Below are 22,313 nucleotides of genomic sequence, written 5' to 3'. Positions count from 1 at the left end.
CGGTCTTTCGGTCACGGTGTGGGCGCACCACATGTATGTGACGGGCGGCGTGCTGTTGCCGTTCTTCTCCTTCATGACGTTCCTGATCGCGGTCCCGACCGGTGTGAAGTTCTTCAACTGGATCGGCACCATGTGGAAGGGCTCGCTGTCCTTCGAGACGCCGATGCTGTGGACGATCGGCTTCCTGATCACCTTCACCTTCGGTGGTCTGACCGGTGTCATCCTGGCCTCGCCGCCGATGGACTTCCACGTGTCCGACTCGTACTTCGTCGTGGCGCACTTCCACTACGTCGTCTTCGGCACGGTCGTCTTCGCGATGTTCGCCGGCTTCCACTTCTGGTGGCCGAAGTTCACCGGCAAGATGCTGGACGAGACCCTCGGCAAGATCACCTTCTGGACGCTGTTCATCGGCTTCCACGGCACCTTCCTCGTCCAGCACTGGCTGGGCGCCGAGGGCATGCCGCGCCGGTACGCCGACTACCTGGCGGCCGACGGCTTCACCACGCTGAACACCATCTCGACCATCGCCTCGTTCCTGCTGGGCCTGTCGATCCTGCCGTTCTTCTACAACGTCTGGAAGACCGCCAAGTACGGCAAGAAGGTCGAGGTCGACGACCCGTGGGGCTACGGCCGTTCGCTGGAGTGGGCGACCTCCTGCCCGCCGCCGCGGCACAACTTCCTCACCCTGCCGCGTATTCGGTCCGAATCCCCGGCGTTCGACCTGCACCACCCGGAGATCGCGGCACTCGACGCGCTGCACAACGGCCGCACCGAGGACGACAAGTCCCTCGCCGGCGGCAAGGAGGCGGGCAAGTGAAGATCCAGGGCAAGATGTTCATCTGGCTCTCCGTCTTCGTCCTCGCCATGGCGATCGTCTATGGCGTCTGGTCGAAGGAGCCCGCGGGTACCACCGCACTGTTCCTGGCGTTCGGCCTGTGCATCATGGTCGGCTACTACCTGGCCTTCACGGCCCGGCGGGTCGACGCGGGTGCCCAGGACAACGAGAACGCCGAGGTCTCGGACGACGCCGGTGAGCTGGGCTTCTTCAGCCCGCACAGCTGGCAGCCGCTGTCCCTGGCCGTCGGCGGCGCGCTCGCCTTCATGGGCGTCGTCTTCGGCTGGTGGCTGCTGTACTTCTCCGCGCCGGTGATCCTCGTGGGTCTCTTCGGCTGGGTCTTCGAGTACTACCACGGCGAGAACCGCACCCAGTAGGGGCAGCACCCCTTAGGGACAGGAAGCCGTACGCAGCGGGCCCGGACACCTCAGGTGTCCGGGCCCGCTGTCGTGTCCGGCGTGCCGGCTTGCCTTCCCGGCGCGCCGGTGTCCCGTCCGCCCCTCCGCGCGCACCCCGTTTGCAGTCATCCAGCGCGCCGTAAGAGGGGATTCTTCATATTTTTGGGGCATGAGCTACAGACCTCGAACCCGGACGGTGCTGCGCTGCGGCCTCCTGATAGTGCCCCTGGCGGTGAGCGCCGCCGCCTGCGGGGACTCGTCGTCGCAGCCGCTCTCCGCCAAGCCCTACGACGCGGCCGACCAGATCTCGGCCAACACCCCGGACGGCAAGCAGAAAGCGGACCCCGACAAGCCGATTGAGGTCTCTGTCAAGGGGGACGCCCACGGCGCCGCACGGATCACGGACGTGACCGCCACCGACTCCACCGGCCGCTACATCCGCGGCGAACTGAGCGCCGACGGCAGGCGCTGGAGAACCACCGTGCCACTGGCCGCCGGCACGCGCTACACGGTGCGGGTCAGCACCGAGGACGAGGACGGCGCACCCGGCCGCAAGACCCTCGTCGTCGACACCACCGACAACGGCGACGACCGGCTGCGCGTCACCTTCGGCCCGGACGCCGGCGAATACGGCGTCGGCCAGCCCGTCACCGCCGAACTCAGCGAGGACGTCAGCGACCCCAAGCAGCGGACCGTCGTCGAAAGCGCCCTGAAGGTGGACTCCACCCCGCGCGTCGAGGGCTCCTGGCACTGGGTGAACGGCAAGACCCTGCACTTCCGCCCCAAGGAGTACTGGCCCGCCCACGCCACCATCTCCGTCCACAGCAACCTGGACGGCCTGAAGATCACCCGCGGGCTCTACGGAGGCCCCGCCAAGCCCGTACGGCTCACCACGGGCGACGCGGTGGAGGCCATCACCGACGCCTCGTCGCACCGGATGACGGTGCTGCGCAACGGTGAGGAAATCAACACCATCCCCGTCACCACCGGCAAGCCCGGCTTCTCCACCCGCAACGGCGTCAAGGTCATCCTCGGCAAGGAGAGCTTCGTCCGGATGCGCTCCTCCACCGTCGGCATCGCCGCGGGGAGTTCGGAGTCCTACAACCTGCCGGTCCACTGGGCCACCCGGGTGACCTGGAGCGGTGAGTACGTGCACGCCGCCCCCTGGTCCGTCGGCTCGCAGGGCGCCGCCAACGTCAGCCACGGCTGCACGGGCATGTCCACCGGCAACGCCCGGTGGTTCTTCGACACCGTCCGGGTCGGCGACATCGTCAAGGTCGTCAACAGCGACGGCGCCACCATGTCGCCGTTCGACAACGGCTTCGGTGACTGGAACATGGACTGGAAGGAATGGCGGGCGGGCAGCGCGCTGAAGGGCAAGGGCTCCAGCACCACAGGAGCGGCCGAGCGCGCATCGGATTCCTCCGCCGACGCCCGGCTGCGCCCGCAGCTCTGAAGGCCCCTCAGCAGCTCCCCAGCGGCCCTCGGAACCTTCCCGGCCCGCCGGCTCAGGCCTGCACGAGCGCCCTGCGGCGCAGCAGCGAGGCCAGCGAGTCCGCGAACGCCACCGGGTCGACCGGATGGGTCACGGCCGCGTCCGCGCGGCTCCAGGTCGCCAGCCACGCATCCTGCGGGCGGCCGATGAGCAGCAGCACCGGCGGGCACCGGAAGATCTCGTCCTTGATCTGCCGGCACACGCCCATACCGCCCGCGGGCGCGGTCTCGCCGTCCAGCACGCAGACGTCGATCCCGCCCTGCTCCAGGGCCGTCAGCACCGCCGGGGCGGTGGCGCACTCCAGGATCTCGATCTCGGGGACGTCGGGGGCGGGGCGCCGGCCGGCCGCCAGCCTGACCTGCTCGCGGGTGAGGGCGTTGTCGCTGTAGACCAGGACCGTGGCGGTCTCCTGCATCGTTCCTCCAGCTTGTCGGCGGACCGGCTCCGGGGTCGATCGTTGCGCGGATGCTACTCCCGTAACAGGTGCCCGCAGGAGGGTCCGTACCGAATCGCCCTCCCTCCGACGGGCCGTCAGAACAGGTCGGGGCGCGGCCCCGCGCCCGCCCGGCAGGCGCCCGCTTCCCCCCTTCGGGCGACCGCCGCACCGGCCCGCGCGAGCAGGCCATACGGCCTTGACACACCGAACGGGACCCCCCGGAGTGAGGGCGGGATAAGCGACCGACATAATGTCGGTCGTGGCGACAGCAACGACAGTAGAAACCGGGCACGCGCACCCGACGGTCAATCGGCCGAACCTCACCAGCGTCGGAACCATCATCTGGCTGAGTTCCGAGCTGATGTTCTTCGCGGCCCTCTTCGCGATGTACTTCACCCTTCGATCGGTGACCGGTACGGAGTATTGGAAGGAACAGGCCGACGCCCTGAATCTTCCCTTCTCCGCGACCAACACCACGATCCTGGTGCTCAGCTCCCTGACGTGCCAGCTCGGCGTTTTCGCCGCCGAGCGCGGCGATGTCAAAAAGCTCCGCGCATGGTTCGTGGTCACCTTCGTCATGGGTGCGATCTTCATCGGCGGTCAGGTCTTCGAGTACACCGAACTGGTCAAGGGGGACGGGCTTTCGCTCTCGTCCGGCCCGTACGGCTCGGTGTTCTACCTGACCACCGGTTTCCACGGACTGCACGTGACGGGCGGCCTCATCGCCTTCCTGCTGGTCCTGGGCAGGACGTACGCGGCCAAGAGGTTCACCCACACGCAGGCCACCGCGGCCATCGTCGTGTCCTACTACTGGCACTTCGTCGATGTCGTCTGGATCGGCCTCTTCGCCACGATCTACCTGATCCGGTAACCGGTACGCATCCGGTCGGCACCGGTTACGCATTTCAGACAGACATAGTCAAAGCATCGACGCAGAAGATCCTGACACCGGGGTAATCCGTGAAAAAGCTCTCCGCACGACGGCGCCATCCGCTGGCGGCGCTCGTCGTCCTACTCTTCGCGCTGGCGGTCACTGGGGGGCTGTACGCCGCGTTCGCGCCGGCGGACAAGGCTCAGGCCGATGACACCGCCCAGTCCCTTGCCATCAAGGAGGGCAAGAAGCTCTTCGCCGTGGGCTGCGCAAGCTGCCACGGCACCGGCGGTCAGGGCACCTCCGACGGCCCCAGCCTGGTGGGCGTCGGTGCCGCAGCCGTCGACTTCCAGGTCGGCACCGGCCGTATGCCCGCCCAGCAGCCCGGCGCCCAGGTGCCGCGGAAGCGGAACATCTACAGCAACGCCCAGATCGACCAGCTCGCGGCCTACGTCGCGTCGCTGGGTGCCGGCCCCACTGTTCCCGACAAGGAGCAGTACAGCGCGGAAGGCGCCAATGTCGGCAAGGGCGGCGAACTGTTCCGCACCAACTGCGCGCAGTGCCACAACTTCACCGGTAAGGGCGGCGCCCTGACCAACGGCAAGTTCGCACCGACGCTCGAGGGCGTGGACCCCAAGCACATCTACGAGGCCATGGAAACCGGCCCGCAGAACATGCCCTCCTTCGGTGACGGCTCGCTGTCGAAGGAAAACAAGAAGGACATCGTCGCGTACCTCGGCGCCGTCAACGGCGATGAGTCCGAGAGCCCCGGCGGCCTGGACCTCGGCGGTCTCGGTCCGGTCAGTGAGGGTCTCTTCGGCTACATCTTCGGCCTGGGCGCGCTGGTCGCGGTCGCCATCTGGGTCGCAGCCCGGACTACGAAGGCCAAGAAGTCATGAGTGAGACTGAACGACACGCAGACGTACCGGAAGAGAATCTTCCCGAGACGGCGCACAAGGGCGAGGTGGCGACGGCGGAGAACCCCTTCGCCGACCCCGGTCTGCCCGAGCACGAGCACCGCAAGCAGGACATCGACGAGCGGGCCGCCCGGCACTCCGAGCGCACCGTGGCGCTGCTGTTCCTGGTGTCGATGCTGGCCACGGTCGGCTTCATCGCCTCGTACGTGGCCGTCCCGATCGACAAGATCGTCTACATCTGGCCGATCGGCCACATCAGCGCCCTGAACTTCGCGCTGGGCCTCACGCTCGGTGTCGCGCTGTTCTGCATCGGCGCCGGTGCGGTCCACTGGGCCCGCACGCTGATGTCGGACGTGGAGGTCGCCGACGACCGCCACCCGATCGAGGCCACCCCCGAGGTCAAGGCCAAGGTCCTGGCGGACTTCAAGCTGGGCGCCGAGGAGTCGCAGTTCGGCCGGCGCAAGCTGATCCGCAACACGATGTTCGGTGCGATGGCCCTGGTCCCGCTCTCCGGCGTCGTCCTGCTGCGCGACCTCGGGCCGCTGCCCGGGACCAAGCTGCGCACGACCGGCTGGAAGAAGGGCGTCCGCCTCGTCAACCAGTCCACGAACCTGCCGCTGCGTCCCGAGGACATCGCGGTCGGCTCCCTGACCTTCGCCAAGCCCGAGGGTCTGGAGGAGGACAGCGAGGACTTCAACGAGAAGATCGCCAAGGACGCCCTGATGCTCGTGCGGATCCAGCCGCAGAACATCAAGGACAAGCAGGAACTCGCCTGGTCGCACGAGGGCATCGTCGCGTACTCGAAGATCTGCACCCACGTGGGCTGCCCGATCAGCCTGTACGAGCAGCAGACGCACCACGTGCTGTGCCCCTGCCACCAGTCGACGTTCGACCTCTCTGACGGCGGTCGGGTGATCTTCGGTCCGGCCGGACACGCCCTGCCGCAGCTGCACATCACGGAGAAGGACGGCTTCCTTGAGGCCGCGAGCGGCTTCGCGGAGCCCGTCGGCCCGAGCTTCTGGGAGCGCGGATGAGTAACGAGACAAGCGCGACCACGCGCCGCGGCCAGGCGCCGCGGGGTGAGCGGATCGCCGACTGGGCGGACGGCCGGCTGGGCATCTACAGCCTCGCCAAGGCCAACATGCGCAAGATCTTCCCGGACCACTGGTCCTTCATGCTGGGTGAGGTCGCGCTCTACAGCTTCATCATCATCATCCTGACCGGTGTCTACCTGACGCTGTTCTTCCACCCGAGCATGGCCGAGGTGACCTACCACGGTTCCTATGTGCCCATGCAGGGAATCCGGATGACCCAGGCCTTCGAGTCGACGCTGGACATCAGCTTCGACGTCCGCGGCGGCCTGCTCATCCGCCAGATCCACCACTGGGCCGCGCTGGTCTTCCTGGCCGCGATGATGGTCCACATGATGCGGGTGTTCTTCACCGGCGCGTTCCGCAAGCCGCGCGAGGTCAACTGGCTGTTCGGCTTCCTGCTGTTCGTGCTGGGCATGTTCACCGGCTTCACCGGCTACTCGCTCCCCGACGACCTGCTCTCCGGCACCGGCGTGCGGTTCATCGAGGGCGTGATCCTGGCGATGCCGCTGGTCGGCTCGTACCTGCAGATGTTCATCTTCGGCGGCGAGTTCCCCGGGCACGACATCATCCCGCGGTTCTTCACGGTGCACGTGCTGCTGCTGCCGGGCATCATGCTCGGCCTGCTGGTGGCGCACCTGATCCTGGTCTTCTACCACAAGCACACGCAGTTCCCGGGTGCCGGAAAGACCAACAGCAACGTCGTCGGCATGCCGCTGCTGCCCGTCTACATGGCCAAGGCCGGAGGCTTCTTCTTCCTGGTCTTCGGTGTGATCTCGGTGATCGCCGCGGTCGCCAGCATCAACCCCGTGTGGGCCATAGGGCCGTACCGGCCGGACCAGGTCTCCACTGGTGCGCAGCCGGACTGGTACATGGGCTTCGCCGAGGGTCTGGTCCGTGTCATGCCGGGCTGGGAGTGGAACTTCTGGGGCCACACCGTCAACTTCGGTGTGCTGATCCCGATCCTGATCTTCCCGCTGGTCCTGGTCGCCATCGCGGTCTACCCGTTCGTCGAGTCCTGGGTAGGCGGCGACAAGCGCGAGCACCACATCCTGGACCGCCCGCGCAACGTCCCCACCCGCACCGGCTTCGGTGTGGCCTGGCTGGTCGCGTACTTCGTGATGCTGATCGGCGGCGGCAACGACCTGTGGGCGACGCACTTCCACCTGTCGATCAACTCGATCACCTGGTTCGTCCGGATCGCGTTCTTCGTCGGGCCGGTGCTGGCCTTCATCGCCACCAAGCGGATCTGCCTGGGCCTCCAGCGGCGCGACAAGGACAAGGTGCTGCACGGCCGCGAGTCGGGCATCATCAAGCGCCTGCCGCACGGTGAGTTCATCGAGGTCCACGAGCCGCTCGGCCAGGAGCAGCTGCACATGCTGACCCAGCACGAGCAGCCCGAGCCGGTCGAGCTGGGCCCGGAGGTCGACGAGAACGGCGTCCGCCGCAAGATCACCCGGTCGCAGAAGCTGCGTGCCAAGCTCTCGAAGGCCTACTACGGCGAGGACAACGTCATCCCCAAGCCGACGGTCGAGGAGTACCAGGAGATCACCAGCGGCCACGGCCACCACTGATCACCACCGCGCCCTGAGGCGCATGTAGTACGCCACCCAGAGGGCCCCGTCCGAGCACCGGACGGGGCCCTCCGGCATGCCCGGGGCTCGATAGGGTGAATGCACAGGCAGGAGACGATCCAGGAGCGTGGACCATGAACGTTGTGACCCCGGTCGGCGGCGACAGCGTGGCGGCCCACACCTGGCCGGGCATCCTCAACGCCCTGCTGGACGGCCGTGACCTCGCCGCCGACGACACCGCCTGGGTGATGGACCGGATCATGCGGGGCGAGGCCAGCGACGCCCAGATCGCCGGCTTCGCGGTGGCCCTGCGCGCCAAGGGTGAGACCGTCGCCGAGATCTCCGGACTCGTCCGGACCATGTACGCGCACGCCCGGCTGATCGAGGTGCCCGGCCCCAGCGTGGACATCGTCGGCACCGGCGGCGACGGCGCCAAGACCGTCAACATCTCCACGATGTCCGCCATCGTGGTGGCCGGCACCGGCGCCAAGGTCGTCAAGCACGGCAGCCGCGCGGCCTCCTCCGCCAGCGGCGCCTCCGACGTCCTGGAGAAGCTCGGCGTCAATCTGGACCTCACCCCCCGGCGGGTCACCGAGGTCGCCGAGGAAGCGGGCATCACCTTCTGCTTCGCGGTGAAGTTCCACCCCTCGCTGCGCCATGTCGCCAACGCCCGCGCCCAGCTCGGCATCCGCACCACCTTCAACGTGCTGGGCCCGCTGACCAACCCCGCGCGCGTACGGGCGCAGGCCACCGGCGTCGCCGACCCCCGCATGGCGCCGATCCTGGCCGGGGTGCTCGCCGAGCGCGGCTCCTCGGCGCTGGTCTTCCGCGGCGACGACGGCCTGGACGAGCTGACCACGACCGCCACCTCCCGGGTGTGGATCGTGCGGGACGGCACCGTCCGCGAGGAGTCCTTCGACCCGCGGGACGTCGGCATCGACATCGTCCCGGTCGAGGCGCTGCGCGGCGCCGACGCCTCGTACAACGCGGATGTGGCCCGCCGGCTGCTGGACGGCGAGACCGGCCCGGTGCGCGATGCGGTGCTGCTGAACGCCGCGGCGGCGCTGGTGGCGCTGGAGCCGGCCGATGCCCCGCTGACGGAGCAGATCCGCGCCGGCATCGGGAAGGCCGCCGCCTCGATCGACTCCGGCGCCGCCAAGCGGGTGCTGGAGCGGTGGGTGGCCGCCAGCAACGCCTGAGCGGCCGGTCACGCAGAGTGTGACGCAAGCCCCAGTCCGTCATACGGACCGGGGCTTGCGCGCCGTTGATCGTGTGGCATGATGCTGCGCAGGTCACGAGTGACAGCGACATAGGCCCCGGCCCGCTGTCCGGCAACCCTCCGTCCGTGGCGGGGTGCCCCGGGTGATGACCAGGCCGCAGGCAGCGAGGTCTGCGGCAAGCGCGGATCCCTCGCCAGGGATCCTGGTCCTCGAGGGAGCCTCTTCCGTGATTCAGCGAATGCGATAGGGCCCGACGGCCCCTTCCCGCGCCCCCTTTTCCGGGCCCTTTCCCTTTCCGCTGCGGCCGCTCCGCGGTGCCTTTCGCGCACCCTCCCGCAGCGAATTCGCTTATCTCTTACGGGAGTTCGCCATGCCTGCTTCTTCTTCTGCTGCCGCCGTTGCCGCCAACAGTTCCGTCTGTGCCCCGCTGCCCGTTCTGGGCCGGGACGTCCTCGTCCCGCTCGTGACCGGCGGCGAAGTCGACTACGCCGCACTGGACTACGCCGCCAGTGCCCCGGCCCTGCAGCGCGTCTGGGACGACGTCGCCGCCTACGCCCCGTACTACGGCAGCGTGCACCGCGGCGCCGGATACCTCTCGCAGCTCTCCACCGACCTCTTCGAGAACAGCCGCCGGACCATCTCGGACTTCCTCGGCTGCCGCGCCGACGACCAGGTGGTCTTCACCCGCTCCACCACCGACTCGCTGAACCTGCTGGCCGCCGTACTCCCCGAGAACACCCGGGTGTTCGTCTTCGAGACCGAGCACCACGCCTCGCTGCTGCCCTGGGAGCAGCGCGCCGACACCGAGGTGACCTACCTCAACGCCCCCCGTACGCCCCAGCAGGCGGTGGACACCCTGGAGAAGGCGCTGGCCGGGCGCGAGCCCTACGGGCCGGCGCTGGTCTGCGTCACGGGCGCCTCGAACGTGACCGGTGAACTCTGGCCCGTACGGGAGCTGGCCGCCGCCGCGCACGCCCACGGTGCCCGGATCGTCCTCGACGCCGCGCAGCTCGCCCCGCACCACCCCGTCGACATCGCCGAGCTGGACGTCGACTGGGTCGCCTTCTCCGGGCACAAGCTGTACGCGCCGTTCGGCTCCGGGGTGCTGGCCGGCCGCGCGGACTGGCTGCAGCACGCGGACCCGTACCTGGCCGGCGGCGGCGCCAGCCGTAAGGTCTCACGCCGTACGGACGGCGGGGTGGACGTCGAGTGGCACACCACCGCCGCCCGGCACGAGGCCGGTTCGCCCAACGTCATCGGCGCCTACGCCATCGCCTCCGCCTGCAAGGCCCTCACCGAGGCGGGCTTCGACACTCTCGTCGCCCGCGAGGAGGAGCTGATCGCCCGGGTCCGCGAGGGCCTTGCCGAGGTGCCCGAGGTGCGCGTCCTCTCCCTCTTCGGCGACGACGCCCCGCGCGTCGGCGTCCTCTCCTTCGTCGTCGAGGGCTGGAACAGCTCGCACTTCGCGGCCGCGCTGTCGGCCGAGTACGGCATCGGTGTCCGCGACGGCCTCTTCTGCGCGCACCCGCTCGTACGGACCCTGCTGGACAGCGAGCCGGACGAGCCGGGGGAGTGCGGTGCGCCCGAGGCCGCTCCCGGTGAGCGTTCTCTGAATGCCATCCGGGTCAGCACCCCCACCGTCGGGAGGGGACGGACCGCAGGACGGAGTCCGGAGGGCCGGCACCGCGGCCGACAAACAACCCCCGCCCGCCGCAGGCGCAACGGCGACAAACCCCCACGGCGGGAAAGCCAAAAACGTGGGGCCCAGGCAAAGCGCAGCGGACGGGTTATTCCTCGATGCCAATCGAGAACGCGGCCTCGAGGTCGTGCTGCGAGTACGTCCGGAAGGCGATGTGCGTCTCGGTCGAGGCCACGCCGGGAATCTTGCTGATCCGGCCGGGGATGACATCGGCGAGGTCGTCGTGCTGGGCGACCCGCACCATCGCGATCAGATCGTGCGCGCCGGTGACGGAGTAGACCTCGCTCACGCCCTCCAGCGCGGCGATCTTCTCGGCGATCTCCGGGATCTGGTCCACGCTGGTCTTGATGAGCACGATCGACGTGATCACGGCTGGCTCTCTCCCTCGGTCGCCGGTTCGTTCCCCCTGGTGGCCCCCACACTATCCCTCCGGTAGCGCACCCACGCGTACAGGAAGCCGAGCGCGAAGCCGACCACATGGGCGAGGTAGGCGACGCCGGGGCCGTGGGGGTCGTCCTGGGCGGCCTGCCACTGGAGCACGAACCAGAAGAGCAGCACGATCCAGGCGGGGAAGCGCAGCGGGAGGAAGAAGAGGAAGGGGAAGACGCTGGTGACCCGGGCCTTGGGGAAGAGGTAGAGGAAGGCGCCCAGGACGCCGGAGATCGAGCCGGAGGCGCCCACCAGGGTCTGGGCGGAGGCGGCGTGCGCGGCCGCGTAGCCGAGCAGGGCCAGATAGCCGACGATGAGGGTGAAGGCGGTGAAGGGGAGCCGTCCCATCCGGGTCTCCGTCATACCGCCGAAGACGTACAGGAACAGCATGTTGCCCAGCAGATGCAGCCAGCTGCCGTGCACGAACAGCGCGGTCAGCGGGGTGATCAGGGCACGCAGCGAACCGCTCCACAGGTCGAGCGGGATCACGCCCCAGCGCTGGAAGTAGGCGTTCTGGGCCCGCAGCAGCGCGTCGGCGTCGCCGTATATGTGGTTGAAGCCGGACGCGGGGCCGATCACGAAGATCACGCAGCAGAGCGCGATCAGCACATTCGTCATCCGCGAGAAGACCGCTGCCAGGGAGCGGACGGGGTGCGGTGGCCGGGGAAGGCCCGGGGAACGCGAGAAGGGGGACGGCGCCGTCATGAAGTGATCATGGCGCAATGCGGGCATTCGGCGCAGAGTGCCTCGCCGCGTCCCGGCTCCTGGGCACGGCCCGCACCGGCCCCCTTTCAGGCCGTAGGGTTGCAGTCAGTACCTTGCCCACTTCCGCAGTCCGGCGGCGCCTGTGTGAACCCGCACCTCAGGACGAGACCGATGAGTACGACGACGAGTACGAAAGAGGACGACACGATGGGTGTACCCCTGCCGACGGCCGAGACCCGGTGGCGCTGCACGCTCTGCGGCAATCTCACCCGTTTCGATGTGACCCGCCGGTCCAAGGTCGTGGAGTACGTCCACCTGGACCTTGCGGGGGAGCCGAAGGTGGAGGAGCGCGAGGTCCTCAGTGAGAGCATCGAGTCCGTGCGCTGCCGCTGGTGCAACGCGGTCGACCAGATCGAGCTGGTGGACCGGCCGGACGCGAGCGTCTGAGATCGGAGCGAGCGAGCCGTGGTGGAGCGTCCAGAAAGGGAGCCGGGGGAGGCGCGTGCCGACGCATCCGAGGGTGCCGTCGACGACGTGCTCGACCGTCCGCTGCCCGGGGGCGTACGGCGCCGTGTCGTGGCGCTCACCGCGGAGTCGTTCGGCGCGCTGACGGTGGCCGAACTCCCGGCTCCGCTGCGGCAGTACGCCCGGTTCACCCCGGCCCGCCGGGCCAAGTTCGCCGGGAACGCGATGGCCGCGGCGCTGGAGAGCGACGCGGTCTTCCGGCAGCGGATCGCGGGCAAGCTGCGCGAGGCCCAGCCGGAGCTGGCCGCGGCCCTGGAGGAGGGCACCGCGCCCGCGGCCGCCGATCCGCTGGATGTCGCGGCGGCGGCGTATGTGCTGCGCCCCGAGGGCTGGGTCAAGCTGGTCGCGGCGGCCGGCGAGGAGGCGCAGCGGGCGCGCGCCGAGCGGGCCGGCGAGGAGGCCGAGCGGGAGCTGGCCCGGCTGCGCGAGGAGCTGGCGCAGGCCCGCAGCGAGGCCCGCGGCGATGTCGAGCGGGTACGGGCGGATCTGTACGCGGCCCGCAAGGAGAACGAGTCGCTGCAGCGCAAGCTGCGCAGCGCGCTCAGCGATGTGAAGCGCGGCGAGGCGGCGGTGCGCAAGGCCGAGGCCGCGCTGGAGGCCGCGCAGCTGCAGGGGGCGACCGACAAATCGGTCACCGACAGCGAACTGCGCCGGCTCAAGGGTCGGGTCGCCGAGGTCGAGGCGGCGCTGGAGGCCAGCCGGCGGGCCGCCCGCGAGGGCCGCAGCGTCGAGGACATGCGGCTGCGGCTGCTGCTGGACACGGTGCTGGACGCCGCCCAGGGGCTGCGCCGCGAACTGGCCCTGCCGCCCGCCAGCATCCACCCCGCGGACACCGTGGAGGCCGTCGAGCCGGGCAGGATGACGCCCAAGGACATCGCGACCCGGGCGCTGTCGGAGATGGACCCGGCGCTGCTCGACCAGCTACTGGCGCTGCCGCAGGCGCATTTGGTGGTGGACGGCTACAACGTCACCAAAACCGGCTATCCCACCATGCCTCTGGACAAACAGCGGCTGCGGCTGCTGGGCGGGCTGGCCGTACTGGCCGCGCAGACGGGCGCGGAGATGACCTGTGTCTTCGACGGTGCCGAGCTGGCCGCGCCGGTGCTGCTCGCGCCGCCGCGCGGGGTGCGGGTCCTGTTCAGCAAACCGGGCGTGACGGCCGACGAGTTGATCCGTCAGCTGGTGCGGGCCGAGCCGCCCGGCCGCCCGGTCGTCGTGGTCTCCACGGACCGCGAGGTGGCCGACGGTGTCGCGAAGGCGGGTGCCCGGCCGGTCGCATCGGCCCTGTTGCTCAAGCGACTTGCCCGGACCTGACGGTTTACCGCACCCCTGTCCCGTCCTGTCCGGTTCATCGCCTGCGTTCCCCTCGCGTTCCCCTTGACATCCGTACCGGAGCGTCAAATAGCCCTTACTGCCTGTGTGATGTTGGTAAAGGATGGGGCTGGTGACGCAGATTTTTCCCGTGAGGATTTGAAGCGATCACAACTCGGTTACTAAGGTCGGGCCTCGAACCTTCATACAGGTGATTATCCAACCGGGATGGTCAGTGAAGGTACCGCCGAGTCCGCGGCGTTCACGCGGAGCCGGGGTTCGCCCCCCACTTCCCGGTAGGCGGCTGGAGGAAGAAGGAGCTCGCCCCCGTGGCGTCCCACCGTCGACCCAAGCAGCCGAGCCGTACTCGCGTGACCGTGCTCACCGCGACCGCCGCCGCGGCCGTCGCCCTCTCGTCGCAGGCCGCCCAGGCCGCCCCGAAGCAGGACAAGAAGGACGTCAAGGCTCAGGTCGACAAGCTCTACGAGCAGGCGGAGCAGGCCACCGAGAAGTACAACGGCGTCAAGGAAGACCAGAACAAGCTCCAGAAGGAGGTGGACCGCCTCCAGGACAAGGTCGCCCGCGGCCAGGAGGAGCTCAACCAGCTCCGCAAGGGCCTGGGTTCCGTCGCCTCCGGCCAGTACCGCAGCGGCAGCATCGACCCCTCGGTCCAGCTCTTCCTCTCCGGCGACCCGGACACCTACCTGGACAAGGCCTCCACCCTCGACCAGCTCAGCGGCCACCAGGCCCAGGAGCTGAAGACCATCGCGGAGAAGCAGCGCCGGCTCGCCCAGGAGCGCGCCGAGGCCGCGGGCAAGATCCAGGACCTCACCGAGACCCGGAAGGCGCTCGGCGAGAAGAAGGACGAGATCAAGGGCAAGCTCGCCAAGGCGCAGGAACTCCTGAACACCCTGACCGCCAAGGAGAAGGCGGCCATGGAGGCCGCCGAGCAGCGCGCCAACCGCGACAACAGCCGGGCCGACCTCGGCGACGACGTGCCCGCCTCGCAGCGCGGTGCGGCCGCCCTGCAGGCCGCCCAGTCCAAGATCGGCTCGCCCTATGTCTGGGGCGCCACCGGCCCGTCCTCCTTCGACTGCTCGGGCCTGACCTCCTGGGCGTACCAGCAGGCCGGCCAGTCGCTGCCGCGCACCTCGCAGGAGCAGGCCAACGCCGGCACCCGGATCGCCTCGGAGAGCCAGCTCAAGCCCGGCGACCTGGTGCTCTTCTACAACGACCTGCACCACATCGGCCTCTACGCCGGCAACGGCACGGTGCTGCACGCCCCGAAGCCGGGCGCCAGCGTGCGCTACGAGTCGATCAACAACATGCCGTTCGCCTTCGGCGTCCGGGTCTGAACGCCTCACGACGCTCGCGGTCCGGCGTCTGAACGGGCGGTACGTTCCGCCCGAACGGGCGAAATACCGCCCCCGCCGCTGACTTCCCGCCCCGCCGGTGACCTGCACAGTCACCGGCGGGGCGGCTTTTTGCGTACGGCAAGGGGGCTTTGGCGGGCGCCGACCGGCGCGGTTACTGTCCTGCCTCGCAGCTCGCCGGTCACCGTCCGCCCTTCCGGGCGGCAGCCGGCTGCACAGGGAAGGATTGCGCCACCCGTGGTCTCCCATCGCCGTACCTCACCGTCAGGCCCCGTCACCCGCACCGGTGTCACCGTCGTCTCGGCGGCCCTGGCCACCGCGGCCGCCGCACTGTCCGGCCCGCCCGCCTCGGCCGACCCGGCGGAAAGCTCCGCCGCGGGCCGGGGAACGGCCACCGGGCGGCTGGGCACGCTCTACGAGGAGGCCGAGCGGGCCACCGAGAAGTTCAACGGCGCCGACGAGCGGACCCGGCGCCTCCGGGCCGAGGTGGCGCACCTCCGGGACCGCACCGCCCGCGCCCAGGAGCGGGTCAACCGGATGCGCCACCGGCTCGGCGCGCTGGCCGCCGCCCAGTACCGCTCCGGCGGCATCGACCCCGCCCTGCGGCTGCTGCTCTCCGAACGCCCCGACAGCTACCTGGAGAAGGCCTTCGCCCTCGACCGGCTCAACGCCGCCCAGGCCGGCGAGCTGCGGGACCTGCAGGCCGCACAGCGGGCCCTGGAGCAGCAGCGCCGGGCGACCGCCGCGAAGCTGGCGGACCTCGAGGCCGGACGCCGGGACGTGGCCCGCCACAAGAAGGACGTCCAGCACAAGCTGGCCGCCGCCCGGCGCGTGCTCCACGGCCTCCCGCGGAACGTCCGGGCGGCCTACGACCGGGCCGCGCGCAGCGACGGGCGCGACGGGATGCTGCCCGGCCTCCCCGACCTCTCCGGCATCCTCCCCACCCCCGGCCGGGCCGCCGCGGCCGTCGCCGCCGCCCGCGCCGCCGTCGGCGCCCCGTACGCCTGGGGAAGCACCGGCCCCGCGTCGTTCGACTGCTCCGGACTCACCCAATGGGCCTATGGGCAGGCCGGAGTCTGGATCCCGCGCACCTCCCAGGGCCAGCGCGGTGCCGGCCGCCAGGTGCCGCTCTCCGAGGCACAACCCGGTGACCTGGTCATTTACCGTTCGGACGCGAGTCATGTCGGGATGTACGTCGGCAACGGACAGGTCGTCCACGCCCCGTATCCGGGCGCCCGGGTCCGCTACGACCCGGTCGGCGTGATGCCCGTCGCCGCCGTCACCAGGCCGTGAACCGCCCGTAGACCCCCTCTCGCGCCCCCTTCCCCTTCCCCTCCCCTCCGCTTCCCGCGTTTTTGCGGCGCGCCGCGCGCACATACGATCGGCGGCATGTCACGTCAGCGGGCGGGACGGCGGTGGCCGTCGCGGGCCGGGGCGGCGGCCTGTGCCGTCCCGCTCCTCGCGCTGCTCGTCCCGCTGACCGGCTGCGCGCCCCAGGCCCCGCCGCGCGACCGCTTCCCCGACGTCCAGCGGATGCTCGACGCCCGCTCCCGCGCCGTACGGCACCGCGACACCGCCGCCCTCCTGGCCACCGTCGACCCGCACGCCACCGCCTACCGCGCCCGCCAGCGCCGTCTGATCGCCAATCTCGGGGCGGTCCCGCTCACCGACTGGCGCTACGACCTCGTCTCCACCGACGCCTTCCCGCTCCCGGCGGGCGCCGCCCGCGGCCGGATGGCCGCCAAGGTACGGCTGAGCTACCGCCTCAAGGGATTCGACACCGCACCCGTCACCTCCCTCCAGTACCTCACCCTCACCGAGCGCGCCGGACGCTGGCGGGTCTCCTCGGACACCGACGGCGCCCCGTCCGGCCGGCCCGGCACCCGCCAGCTGTGGGACCAGGGCCCGGTACGGCTGGTCCGCGGGCGGTACAGCCTGGTGCTCGGCGGCGCCGCGGACCCGGCGCGGCTGCGCGACCTGGCGCACTGGGTGGACAAGTCGGTGCCGGCCGTCTCCGACGCCTGGAAGGGGCGGTGGTCGGGCAAGGTCGTCGTGGAGGCCCCCGACACCGTCGGACAGATGGCGCAGCTGCTGGGCAGCGACGACGCCGCCGGTTACACGGGCATCGCGGCCGTCACCACCGGCGAGGCCGGTGCCTCGGCGACCGCGCCCGCGGACCGGGTGATCGTCAACCCCGAGGCGTACGAGGAGCTCAACGACCTCGGCCGCGCCGTCGTCCTCACCCACGAGACCGCCCATGTCGCGACCCGTACGGTCACCACCACGGCCACCCCGCTCTGGCTCTCCGAGGGCTTCGCCGACTGGGTCGCCTACCGCGACATACGCCGCAAGGCCGCCACCACCGCCCCCGAACTCTCCCGCGCGGTGGCCGCCGGCAAGGCCCCCGACAGCCTCCCCACCGACGAGGACTTCGGCTTCCAGGCCGGCGCGGACCGCCTGGCCAAGGCGTACGAGGGCGGCTGGCTGGCCTGCCGCATGATCGCCGACAAGTGGGGCGAGGCGAAGCTGATCGCCTTCTACCGGGCGGCGGGCCGCACCGAGGCCGAGAGTGCCGCGGGGCGCCTGAGCGCACCGATGGAGGCCCTCCGGAACGGCCACCGCCCCCGCCCGCACCGCTCACCCGGCTCGACGCCCGCCCGCGACCGGCACCGCCCCGACCGCGCCGAGCGGCTGGACCGGGCGATGCGGGACCAACTGGGCGTGGGGCTCACGGAGTTCACGAAGGAGTGGCGGGAGTATGTGGAGGGGCAGCTGCGGTGAGGGGGCCGCGGGCGGATCCCCGCCCGGCAGGGGCGCTCGGCGCCGGTCGCCGACCGGGTACTGTCGGCCGGGACCGGCCCGCAACCCCTGTCGAAAGACCACCGTGCACAAGACCCTGATCGTCACGAACGACTTCCCGCCCCGGCCCGGCGGCATCCAGGCCTTCCTGCACAGCATGGCGCTGCGGCTGGACCCCACCCAGGTCGTCGTCTACGCCTCCACCTGGAAGCGCACCGAGGAGGGTCGCGCGGCCACCGCCGCCTTCGACGCCGAGCAGCCGTTCACGGTGGTCCGGGACCGTACGACGATGCTCCTGCCGACGCCGCGGGTGACCCGCCGCGCCACCGCCCTCCTCCGCGAACACGGCTGCTCCTCCGTCTGGTTCGGCGCCGCCGCACCCCTCGGCCTGATGGCGCCCGCGCTCCGCGCCGCCGGCGCCCGGCGCATCGTGGCGACCACCCACGGCCATGAGGCGGGCTGGGCCCAGCTCCCCGCAGCCCGGCGGCTCCTCCGGCGCATCGGCGAGGGCACCGACACGCTCACCTTCCTCGGCGAGTACACCCGCTCCCGGATCGCCGCCGCGCTGACCCCCGAGGCCGCCGCCCGGATGGTCCAACTCCCGCCCGGCGTCGACGAGAAGACCTTCCACCCCGCCTCCGGCGGCGACGCCGTACGCGCCCGCCTCGGCCTGGCCGACCGCCCGGTGGTGGTCTGCGTCTCCCGTCTCGTCCCCCGCAAGGGCCAGGACACCCTCATCGAGGCCATGCCCGCCGTCCTGGCCGCGGTCCCCGACGCCGTCCTGCTGATCGTCGGCGGCGGCCCCTACGAGAAGGACCTCCACGCCCTCGCCCTGCGCCACGGCGTCGCCGACTCCGTACGCTTCACCGGCGCCGTCCCGTGGGAGGAGCTCCCGGCTCACTTCGGCGCCGGCGACGTCTTCGCCATGCCCTGCCGCACCCGCCGCGGCGGCCTCGACGTCGAAGGCCTCGGCATCGTCTACCTCGAGGCGTCCGCCACGGGTCTCCCCGTTGTCGCGGGTGACTCCGGCGGCGCACCCGACGCCGTTCTCGACGGCGAGACCGGCTGGGTGGTCCCCGGCGGTTCCCCCACCCCCACGGCCGAACGCCTCATCACCCTCCTCGAGGACCCGGCCCTGCGCAGCCGGATGGGCGCGCGGGGGCGCGCCTGGGTGGAGGAGAAGTGGCGCTGGGACCGCCTCGCCGAGCGGCTGCGGGCGCTGCTGTAGCCGTACGTTGTCGGCCGTCCCGCCGTAGGGGTTTCTCTGGGTTCGCCTGGCGGTGGGCGGGGGTTGTTTGTCGGCCGCGGTGCCGGCCCTCCGGACTCCGTCCTGCGGTCCGTCCCCTCCCGACGGTGGGGGGTGAACAGGCCGGTGGGGGCGAGCGAGGAGTATTCACTGCGCGCGCGTACGGGCTTACGGGCACCCCCACCGGTCTTCTCCCACCCTCAACGGGGAGGTGCCGGGCTGTAGCGGCGGAGCCGTGTAAGCCCGGTGCCGCTGCCGAACAGCCCCGGCAGCGGCAACCAGCCCGCCGCAGGCGCAACGGCGAACAACCCCTACGGCGGGAAAGCCGAAAACGTACGGCCCAGGCAAAGCGCAGCGGACCGGCAACGGCGAACAACCCCCACGGCGGGAAAGCCGAAAACGTACGGAGAAACTACCCCCGGTAAATCGCTTCGATTTCCTCGGAGAAGTCTTTCGCCACAACATTCCGCTTCAGCTTCAGCGACGGCGTCACATGCCCCGACTCCTCCGTGAACTGGGTCGGGAGGATACGGAACTTCCGCACCGACTCGGCCTTGGACACGGCGGCGTTGCCGTCGTCGACGGCCCGCTGGACGGCGGCCAGCAGTTCGGGGTCCTTGGCGATGTCGGCGGGGGCGATATCGGCGGGGTGGCCGTGTTCCTCGGCCCAGCGGGGGAGGAATTCCTCGTCGAGGGTGATCAGGGCGCCGATGAAGGGGCGGCCGTCGCCGACGACCATGCATTCGGCGATCAGGGCGTGGGCGCGGATACGGTCCTCGATGACCGCCGGGGCGACGTTCTTGCCGCCCGCGGTGACCAGGATCTCCTTCTTGCGGCCGGTGATGGCGAGGTAGCCGTCCTCGTCCAGGGTGCCGATGTCGCCGGTGTGGAACCAGCCGTCGGAGAGGGCCTCTTCGGTGGCCGAGGGGTTGTTCCAGTAGGCGGTGAAGAGGTGCTCGCCGTGCAGCAGGACCTCGCCGTCGTCGGCGATCCGGACGACGGAGCCGGGCAGCGGCTGGCCGACGGTGCCGATCTTCTGGCGGTCCCAGGGGTTGAAGGCGGTGGCCGCACAGGTCTCCGTCAGGCCGTAGCCCTCCAGGGCGGTGAAGCCGATGCCGCGGTAGAAGTGGCCCAGGCGCTCGCCGAGCGGGGCGCCGCCCGAGATGGCGTGCGTGGCGCGGCCGCCGAGGACGGCGCGCAGCTTGCCGTAGACGAGGCGGTCGAAGACCTTGTACTTGATCTTGAGGCGGAGGGCGGGGCCGCCCGCGCTGTCCAGCGCGCGGCTGTACTCGATGGCCGTGTCGGCCGCCTTGTCGAAGATCTTGCCCTTGCCGTCGGCCTGCGCCTTGGCGCGCGCCGAGTTGTAGACCTTCTCGAAGACGCGGGGGACGCCCAGGATCATGGTCGGGCGGAAGGACGCCAGGTCGTCGGTGAGGTGCTTGATGTCGGGGGCGTGGCCGAGCCGGATCGGGGCCATCAGCGACGCGACCTGCACCATGCGGCCGAAGACATGGGCCACGGGCAGGAAGAGGAGGACGGAGGCCTCGCCCGTGCGGAAGAGGGGGCGCAGGCGCTCGACGATGTTGCCGCACTCGGCGAAGAAGCTGCGGTGGCTGAGCACACAGCCCTTGGGGCGGCCGGTGGTGCCGGAGGTGTAGACGATGGTGGCGGGCGCGTCCGCGTTGGCCAGCGCGCTGCGCTCGTCGACCTGCTCGTCGGTGATGCCGGCGCCCGCGGCCCGCAGCCGGGCGATCGCGTCCCGCTCGATCTGCCAGATGTTCTCCAGGTCCGGGAGCCGGTCGCGTACGGACTCCACGGTGGCCTCGTGCGCGGGGCTCTCCACCAGGCAGGCGACCGCGCCCGAGTCGCCGAGTATCCACTGGATCTGCTCGGCGGAGCTGGTCTCGTACACCGGGACCGTGATCGCGCCGGCGCTCCAGATCGCGAAGTCCAGCAGCGTCCACTCGTAGCGGGTGCGCGACATCAGACCGACCCGGTCGCCGGGCTCGACGCCGGAGGCCATCAGGCCCTTGGCCACGGCGCGGACCTCGGCGAGGAAGGCGGTGGCGGTGACGTCCTGCCACGCGCCGTTCACCTTGCGTCCAATAACGGCAACATCCGGGTGCTGCGCGGCATTTCGGCGGATGAGATCCGTCAGATTGCCGTCCGCAGGGACCTCGTACAGGGCCGGAAGGCTGAACTCGCGCAAGGTTGCTGCTCCTCATTGGCGCCGGCGCCACGACGCTGTGTGTACACCGGTTGCGGTCCATGATCATGCGGGGGGATTGGACTGCCCGGACGTTACCCACCGGTATTGCTTTTGGGATAGGGGGTCGCGCCCAGATGTTTGATGCGTCACACACATTGCACAAACGTGAAGACACGCCATGGGACTGCTCCGCGCAGAGTAGACCAGCGGCGCACCGACCCGGAAGTAACCCCGGGCCGTCTCCCCAGGTCGCGGGCGCTCTCCCGGCGGCTGCCCCGGGCGCTTAGGGTGGCGCCATGCGTGTGCATGTGGTCAGTGACGTCCATGGCAACAGCCGCGGCCTGGCCGCCGCGGGCGACGGTGCCGATGCCGTGGTCTGTCTCGGTGACCTGGTCCTTTTCCTTGATTACGCCGATCATTCGCGCGGCATCTTTCCCGAGCTGTTCGGCGCCGGGAACGCCCGCACCCTGGTCGAACTGCGCACCGCCCGCCGGTTCGAGGAGGCCCGTGCCCTCGGCCGTCGGCTCTGGGGAGAGCTGGACCGGACCGGTCGCAGCCGGGAATCGGTCATCGAGGAGGCGGTGCGCAAACAATACGCCGAGTTGTTCGCCGCTTTTCCGGCGCCGACGTATGCCACATACGGAAATGTGGACATCCCGCGGCTGTGGCCGGAGTACGCCGGACCCGGCGTCACGGTGCTCGACGGGCAGCGGGCCGAGATCGGGGGGCGGGTCTTCGGATTCGTCGGGGGCGGACTGACGACTCCCATGCGCACCCCCTACGAGATCGGGGACGAGGAGTACGCCGCCAAGATCGAGGCGGTGGGGGAGGTGGACGTGCTGTGCACGCACATCCCGCCGGACGTTCCCGAGCTGTGCTACGACACGGTCGCGCGCCGTTTCGAGCGGGGGAGTTCGGCGCTGCTGGAGGCGATCCGCCGGACCCGGCCGCGCTACTCCCTCTTCGGGCATGTGCATCAGCCGCTGGCCCGCCGGATGCGGATCGGCGCCACCGAGTGCATCAACGTCGGGCACTTCAACGCCACCGGGACGCCGTACGTCCTTCAGTGGTGAGCCCGGCGGCGGTCTCCGCCCGGCCGCGCGTCCGGCGGCCGTCGCCCGCGCGGTAGCCTTCAGCAGCAGAGACACGGAGTTTGACGAGCTTTACGAGCTTGACGCGA

19 protein-coding genes, 1 pseudogene and 1 riboswitch are annotated in these 22,313 nt (G+C 70.5%); of the genes and pseudogenes, 16 read left to right on the top strand and 4 right to left on the bottom strand.

The features are described from left to right. The 3 genes from ADL29_RS23235 to ADL29_RS23225 all read left to right on the top strand — a co-directional run. Positions 1–817: cytochrome c oxidase subunit I (locus tag ADL29_RS23235; RefSeq protein ID WP_078971214.1), on the top strand; the 817-nt coding region annotated here is incomplete at its 5' end. Then, a complete protein-coding gene (locus ADL29_RS23230; RefSeq protein WP_046928438.1) occupies positions 814–1,212 on the top strand; it encodes a cytochrome c oxidase subunit 4 in 399 nt (132 codons plus the stop codon). The genes ADL29_RS23235 and ADL29_RS23230, both read left to right, overlap by 4 nt. A gap of 190 nt (positions 1,213–1,402) precedes the next feature. Further along, positions 1,403–2,689 carry a L,D-transpeptidase gene (locus ADL29_RS23225; protein ID WP_053925528.1) on the top strand — a complete coding sequence of 429 codons (1,287 nt, stop codon included), beginning with the start codon at positions 1,403–1,405 and terminating at the stop codon, positions 2,687–2,689. Positions 2,690–2,741: 52 nt separating this feature from the next. On the opposite strand, the gene ADL29_RS23220 is transcribed toward ADL29_RS23225, so the two are convergent. Further along, entirely contained in the window at positions 2,742–3,143 is a 402-nt protein-coding gene (locus ADL29_RS23220; protein WP_046928440.1) for a DNA-binding transcriptional response regulator, read from the bottom strand. A 271-nt stretch (positions 3,144–3,414) separates the two neighbouring features. On the opposite strand from ADL29_RS23220, the gene ctaE reads away from it, so the two are divergent. From ctaE to ADL29_RS23190, 6 genes and pseudogenes are all read left to right on the top strand, one after another. Next, positions 3,415–4,035 (top strand): aa3-type cytochrome oxidase subunit III, encoded by a 621-nt coding sequence (gene ctaE, locus ADL29_RS23215; protein WP_046928441.1) that lies wholly within the window; start codon positions 3,415–3,417, stop codon positions 4,033–4,035. A gap of 89 nt (positions 4,036–4,124) precedes the next feature. Then, positions 4,125–4,934 carry a cytochrome bc1 complex diheme cytochrome c subunit gene (gene qcrC, locus ADL29_RS23210; RefSeq protein WP_046928442.1) on the top strand — a complete coding sequence of 270 codons (810 nt, stop codon included), beginning with the start codon at positions 4,125–4,127 and terminating at the stop codon, positions 4,932–4,934. Continuing rightward, on the top strand, positions 4,931–5,986 hold the full coding sequence (gene qcrA, locus ADL29_RS23205) for a cytochrome bc1 complex Rieske iron-sulfur subunit (protein WP_053925527.1): 1,056 nt from the start codon (positions 4,931–4,933) through the stop codon (positions 5,984–5,986). Before qcrC ends, qcrA begins: the two co-directional genes overlap by 4 nt. Next, entirely contained in the window at positions 5,983–7,617 is a 1,635-nt protein-coding gene (gene qcrB, locus ADL29_RS23200; RefSeq protein ID WP_053925526.1) for a cytochrome bc1 complex cytochrome b subunit, read from the top strand. Before qcrA ends, qcrB begins: the two co-directional genes overlap by 4 nt. Positions 7,618–7,751: 134 nt before the next feature. Beyond that, positions 7,752–8,816: an anthranilate phosphoribosyltransferase gene (gene trpD, locus ADL29_RS23195; RefSeq protein ID WP_053925525.1), complete on the top strand. Its 1,065-nt coding sequence runs from the start codon at positions 7,752–7,754 to the stop codon at positions 8,814–8,816. Positions 8,817–8,907: 91 nt separating this feature from the next. After that, positions 8,908–9,025: riboswitch (SAM riboswitch) on the top strand. A gap of 182 nt (positions 9,026–9,207) precedes the next feature. After that, positions 9,208–10,467, top strand: a pseudogene (locus ADL29_RS23190) (aminotransferase class V-fold PLP-dependent enzyme); the annotation flags it as partial. Positions 10,468–10,624: 157 nt separating this feature from the next. Here the strand turns inward: ADL29_RS23190 and ADL29_RS23185 are convergent. Both ADL29_RS23185 and ADL29_RS23180 read right to left on the bottom strand, forming a co-directional pair. Next, a complete protein-coding gene (locus ADL29_RS23185) occupies positions 10,625–10,906 on the bottom strand; it encodes an Lrp/AsnC family transcriptional regulator (protein WP_053925524.1) in 282 nt (93 codons plus the stop codon). Continuing rightward, a complete protein-coding gene (locus ADL29_RS23180) occupies positions 10,903–11,583 on the bottom strand; it encodes a rhomboid family intramembrane serine protease (protein WP_053925537.1) in 681 nt (226 codons plus the stop codon). The genes ADL29_RS23185 and ADL29_RS23180 overlap by 4 nt, the downstream gene beginning before the upstream one ends. 294 nt (positions 11,584–11,877) lie before the next feature. Here ADL29_RS23180 and ADL29_RS23175 point away from each other — a divergent pair, with 294 nt between their 5' ends. The 6 genes from ADL29_RS23175 to ADL29_RS23150 all read left to right on the top strand — a co-directional run bounded on the left by ADL29_RS23175 (position 11,878) and on the right by ADL29_RS23150 (position 18,906). Beyond that, positions 11,878–12,117, top strand: a complete 240-nt coding sequence (locus ADL29_RS23175) for a hypothetical protein (RefSeq protein ID WP_046928448.1) — start codon at positions 11,878–11,880, stop codon at positions 12,115–12,117. A gap of 18 nt (positions 12,118–12,135) precedes the next feature. Further along, on the top strand, positions 12,136–13,509 hold the full coding sequence (locus ADL29_RS23170; protein ID WP_053925523.1) for an NYN domain-containing protein: 1,374 nt from the start codon (positions 12,136–12,138) through the stop codon (positions 13,507–13,509). A gap of 326 nt (positions 13,510–13,835) precedes the next feature. Continuing rightward, positions 13,836–14,861: an NlpC/P60 family protein gene (locus ADL29_RS23165; RefSeq protein WP_053925522.1), complete on the top strand. Its 1,026-nt coding sequence runs from the start codon at positions 13,836–13,838 to the stop codon at positions 14,859–14,861. 255 nt (positions 14,862–15,116) lie between these two features. Continuing rightward, complete coding sequence (locus tag ADL29_RS23160; RefSeq protein ID WP_053925521.1) at positions 15,117–16,172, top strand: C40 family peptidase; 1,056 nt, start codon at positions 15,117–15,119, stop codon at positions 16,170–16,172. 96 nt (positions 16,173–16,268) lie between these two features. Beyond that, positions 16,269–17,660 carry a hypothetical protein gene (locus ADL29_RS23155; protein ID WP_053925520.1) on the top strand — a complete coding sequence of 464 codons (1,392 nt, stop codon included), beginning with the start codon at positions 16,269–16,271 and terminating at the stop codon, positions 17,658–17,660. Positions 17,661–17,763: 103 nt separating this feature from the next. Continuing rightward, positions 17,764–18,906 carry a glycosyltransferase family 4 protein gene (locus ADL29_RS23150; protein WP_053925519.1) on the top strand — a complete coding sequence of 381 codons (1,143 nt, stop codon included), beginning with the start codon at positions 17,764–17,766 and terminating at the stop codon, positions 18,904–18,906. A gap of 430 nt (positions 18,907–19,336) precedes the next feature. Here ADL29_RS23150 and ADL29_RS23145 read toward each other — a convergent pair whose 3' ends face one another. Continuing rightward, positions 19,337–21,133 (bottom strand): AMP-dependent synthetase/ligase, encoded by a 1,797-nt coding sequence (locus ADL29_RS23145; RefSeq protein ID WP_053925518.1) that lies wholly within the window; start codon positions 21,131–21,133, stop codon positions 19,337–19,339. A gap of 296 nt (positions 21,134–21,429) precedes the next feature. On the opposite strand from ADL29_RS23145, the gene ADL29_RS23140 reads away from it, so the two are divergent. Next, positions 21,430–22,206, top strand: a complete 777-nt coding sequence (locus tag ADL29_RS23140) for a metallophosphoesterase family protein (protein ID WP_107095052.1) — start codon at positions 21,430–21,432, stop codon at positions 22,204–22,206. Positions 22,207–22,313: the final 107 nt, after the last annotated feature.

The organism is Streptomyces chattanoogensis (assembly GCF_001294335.1).
Lineage (GTDB): Bacteria > Actinomycetota > Actinomycetes > Streptomycetales > Streptomycetaceae > Streptomyces > Streptomyces chattanoogensis.
Note: the sequence above shows the minus strand (reverse complement) of the source record. Positions and strands in the feature narration are given on the sequence as shown.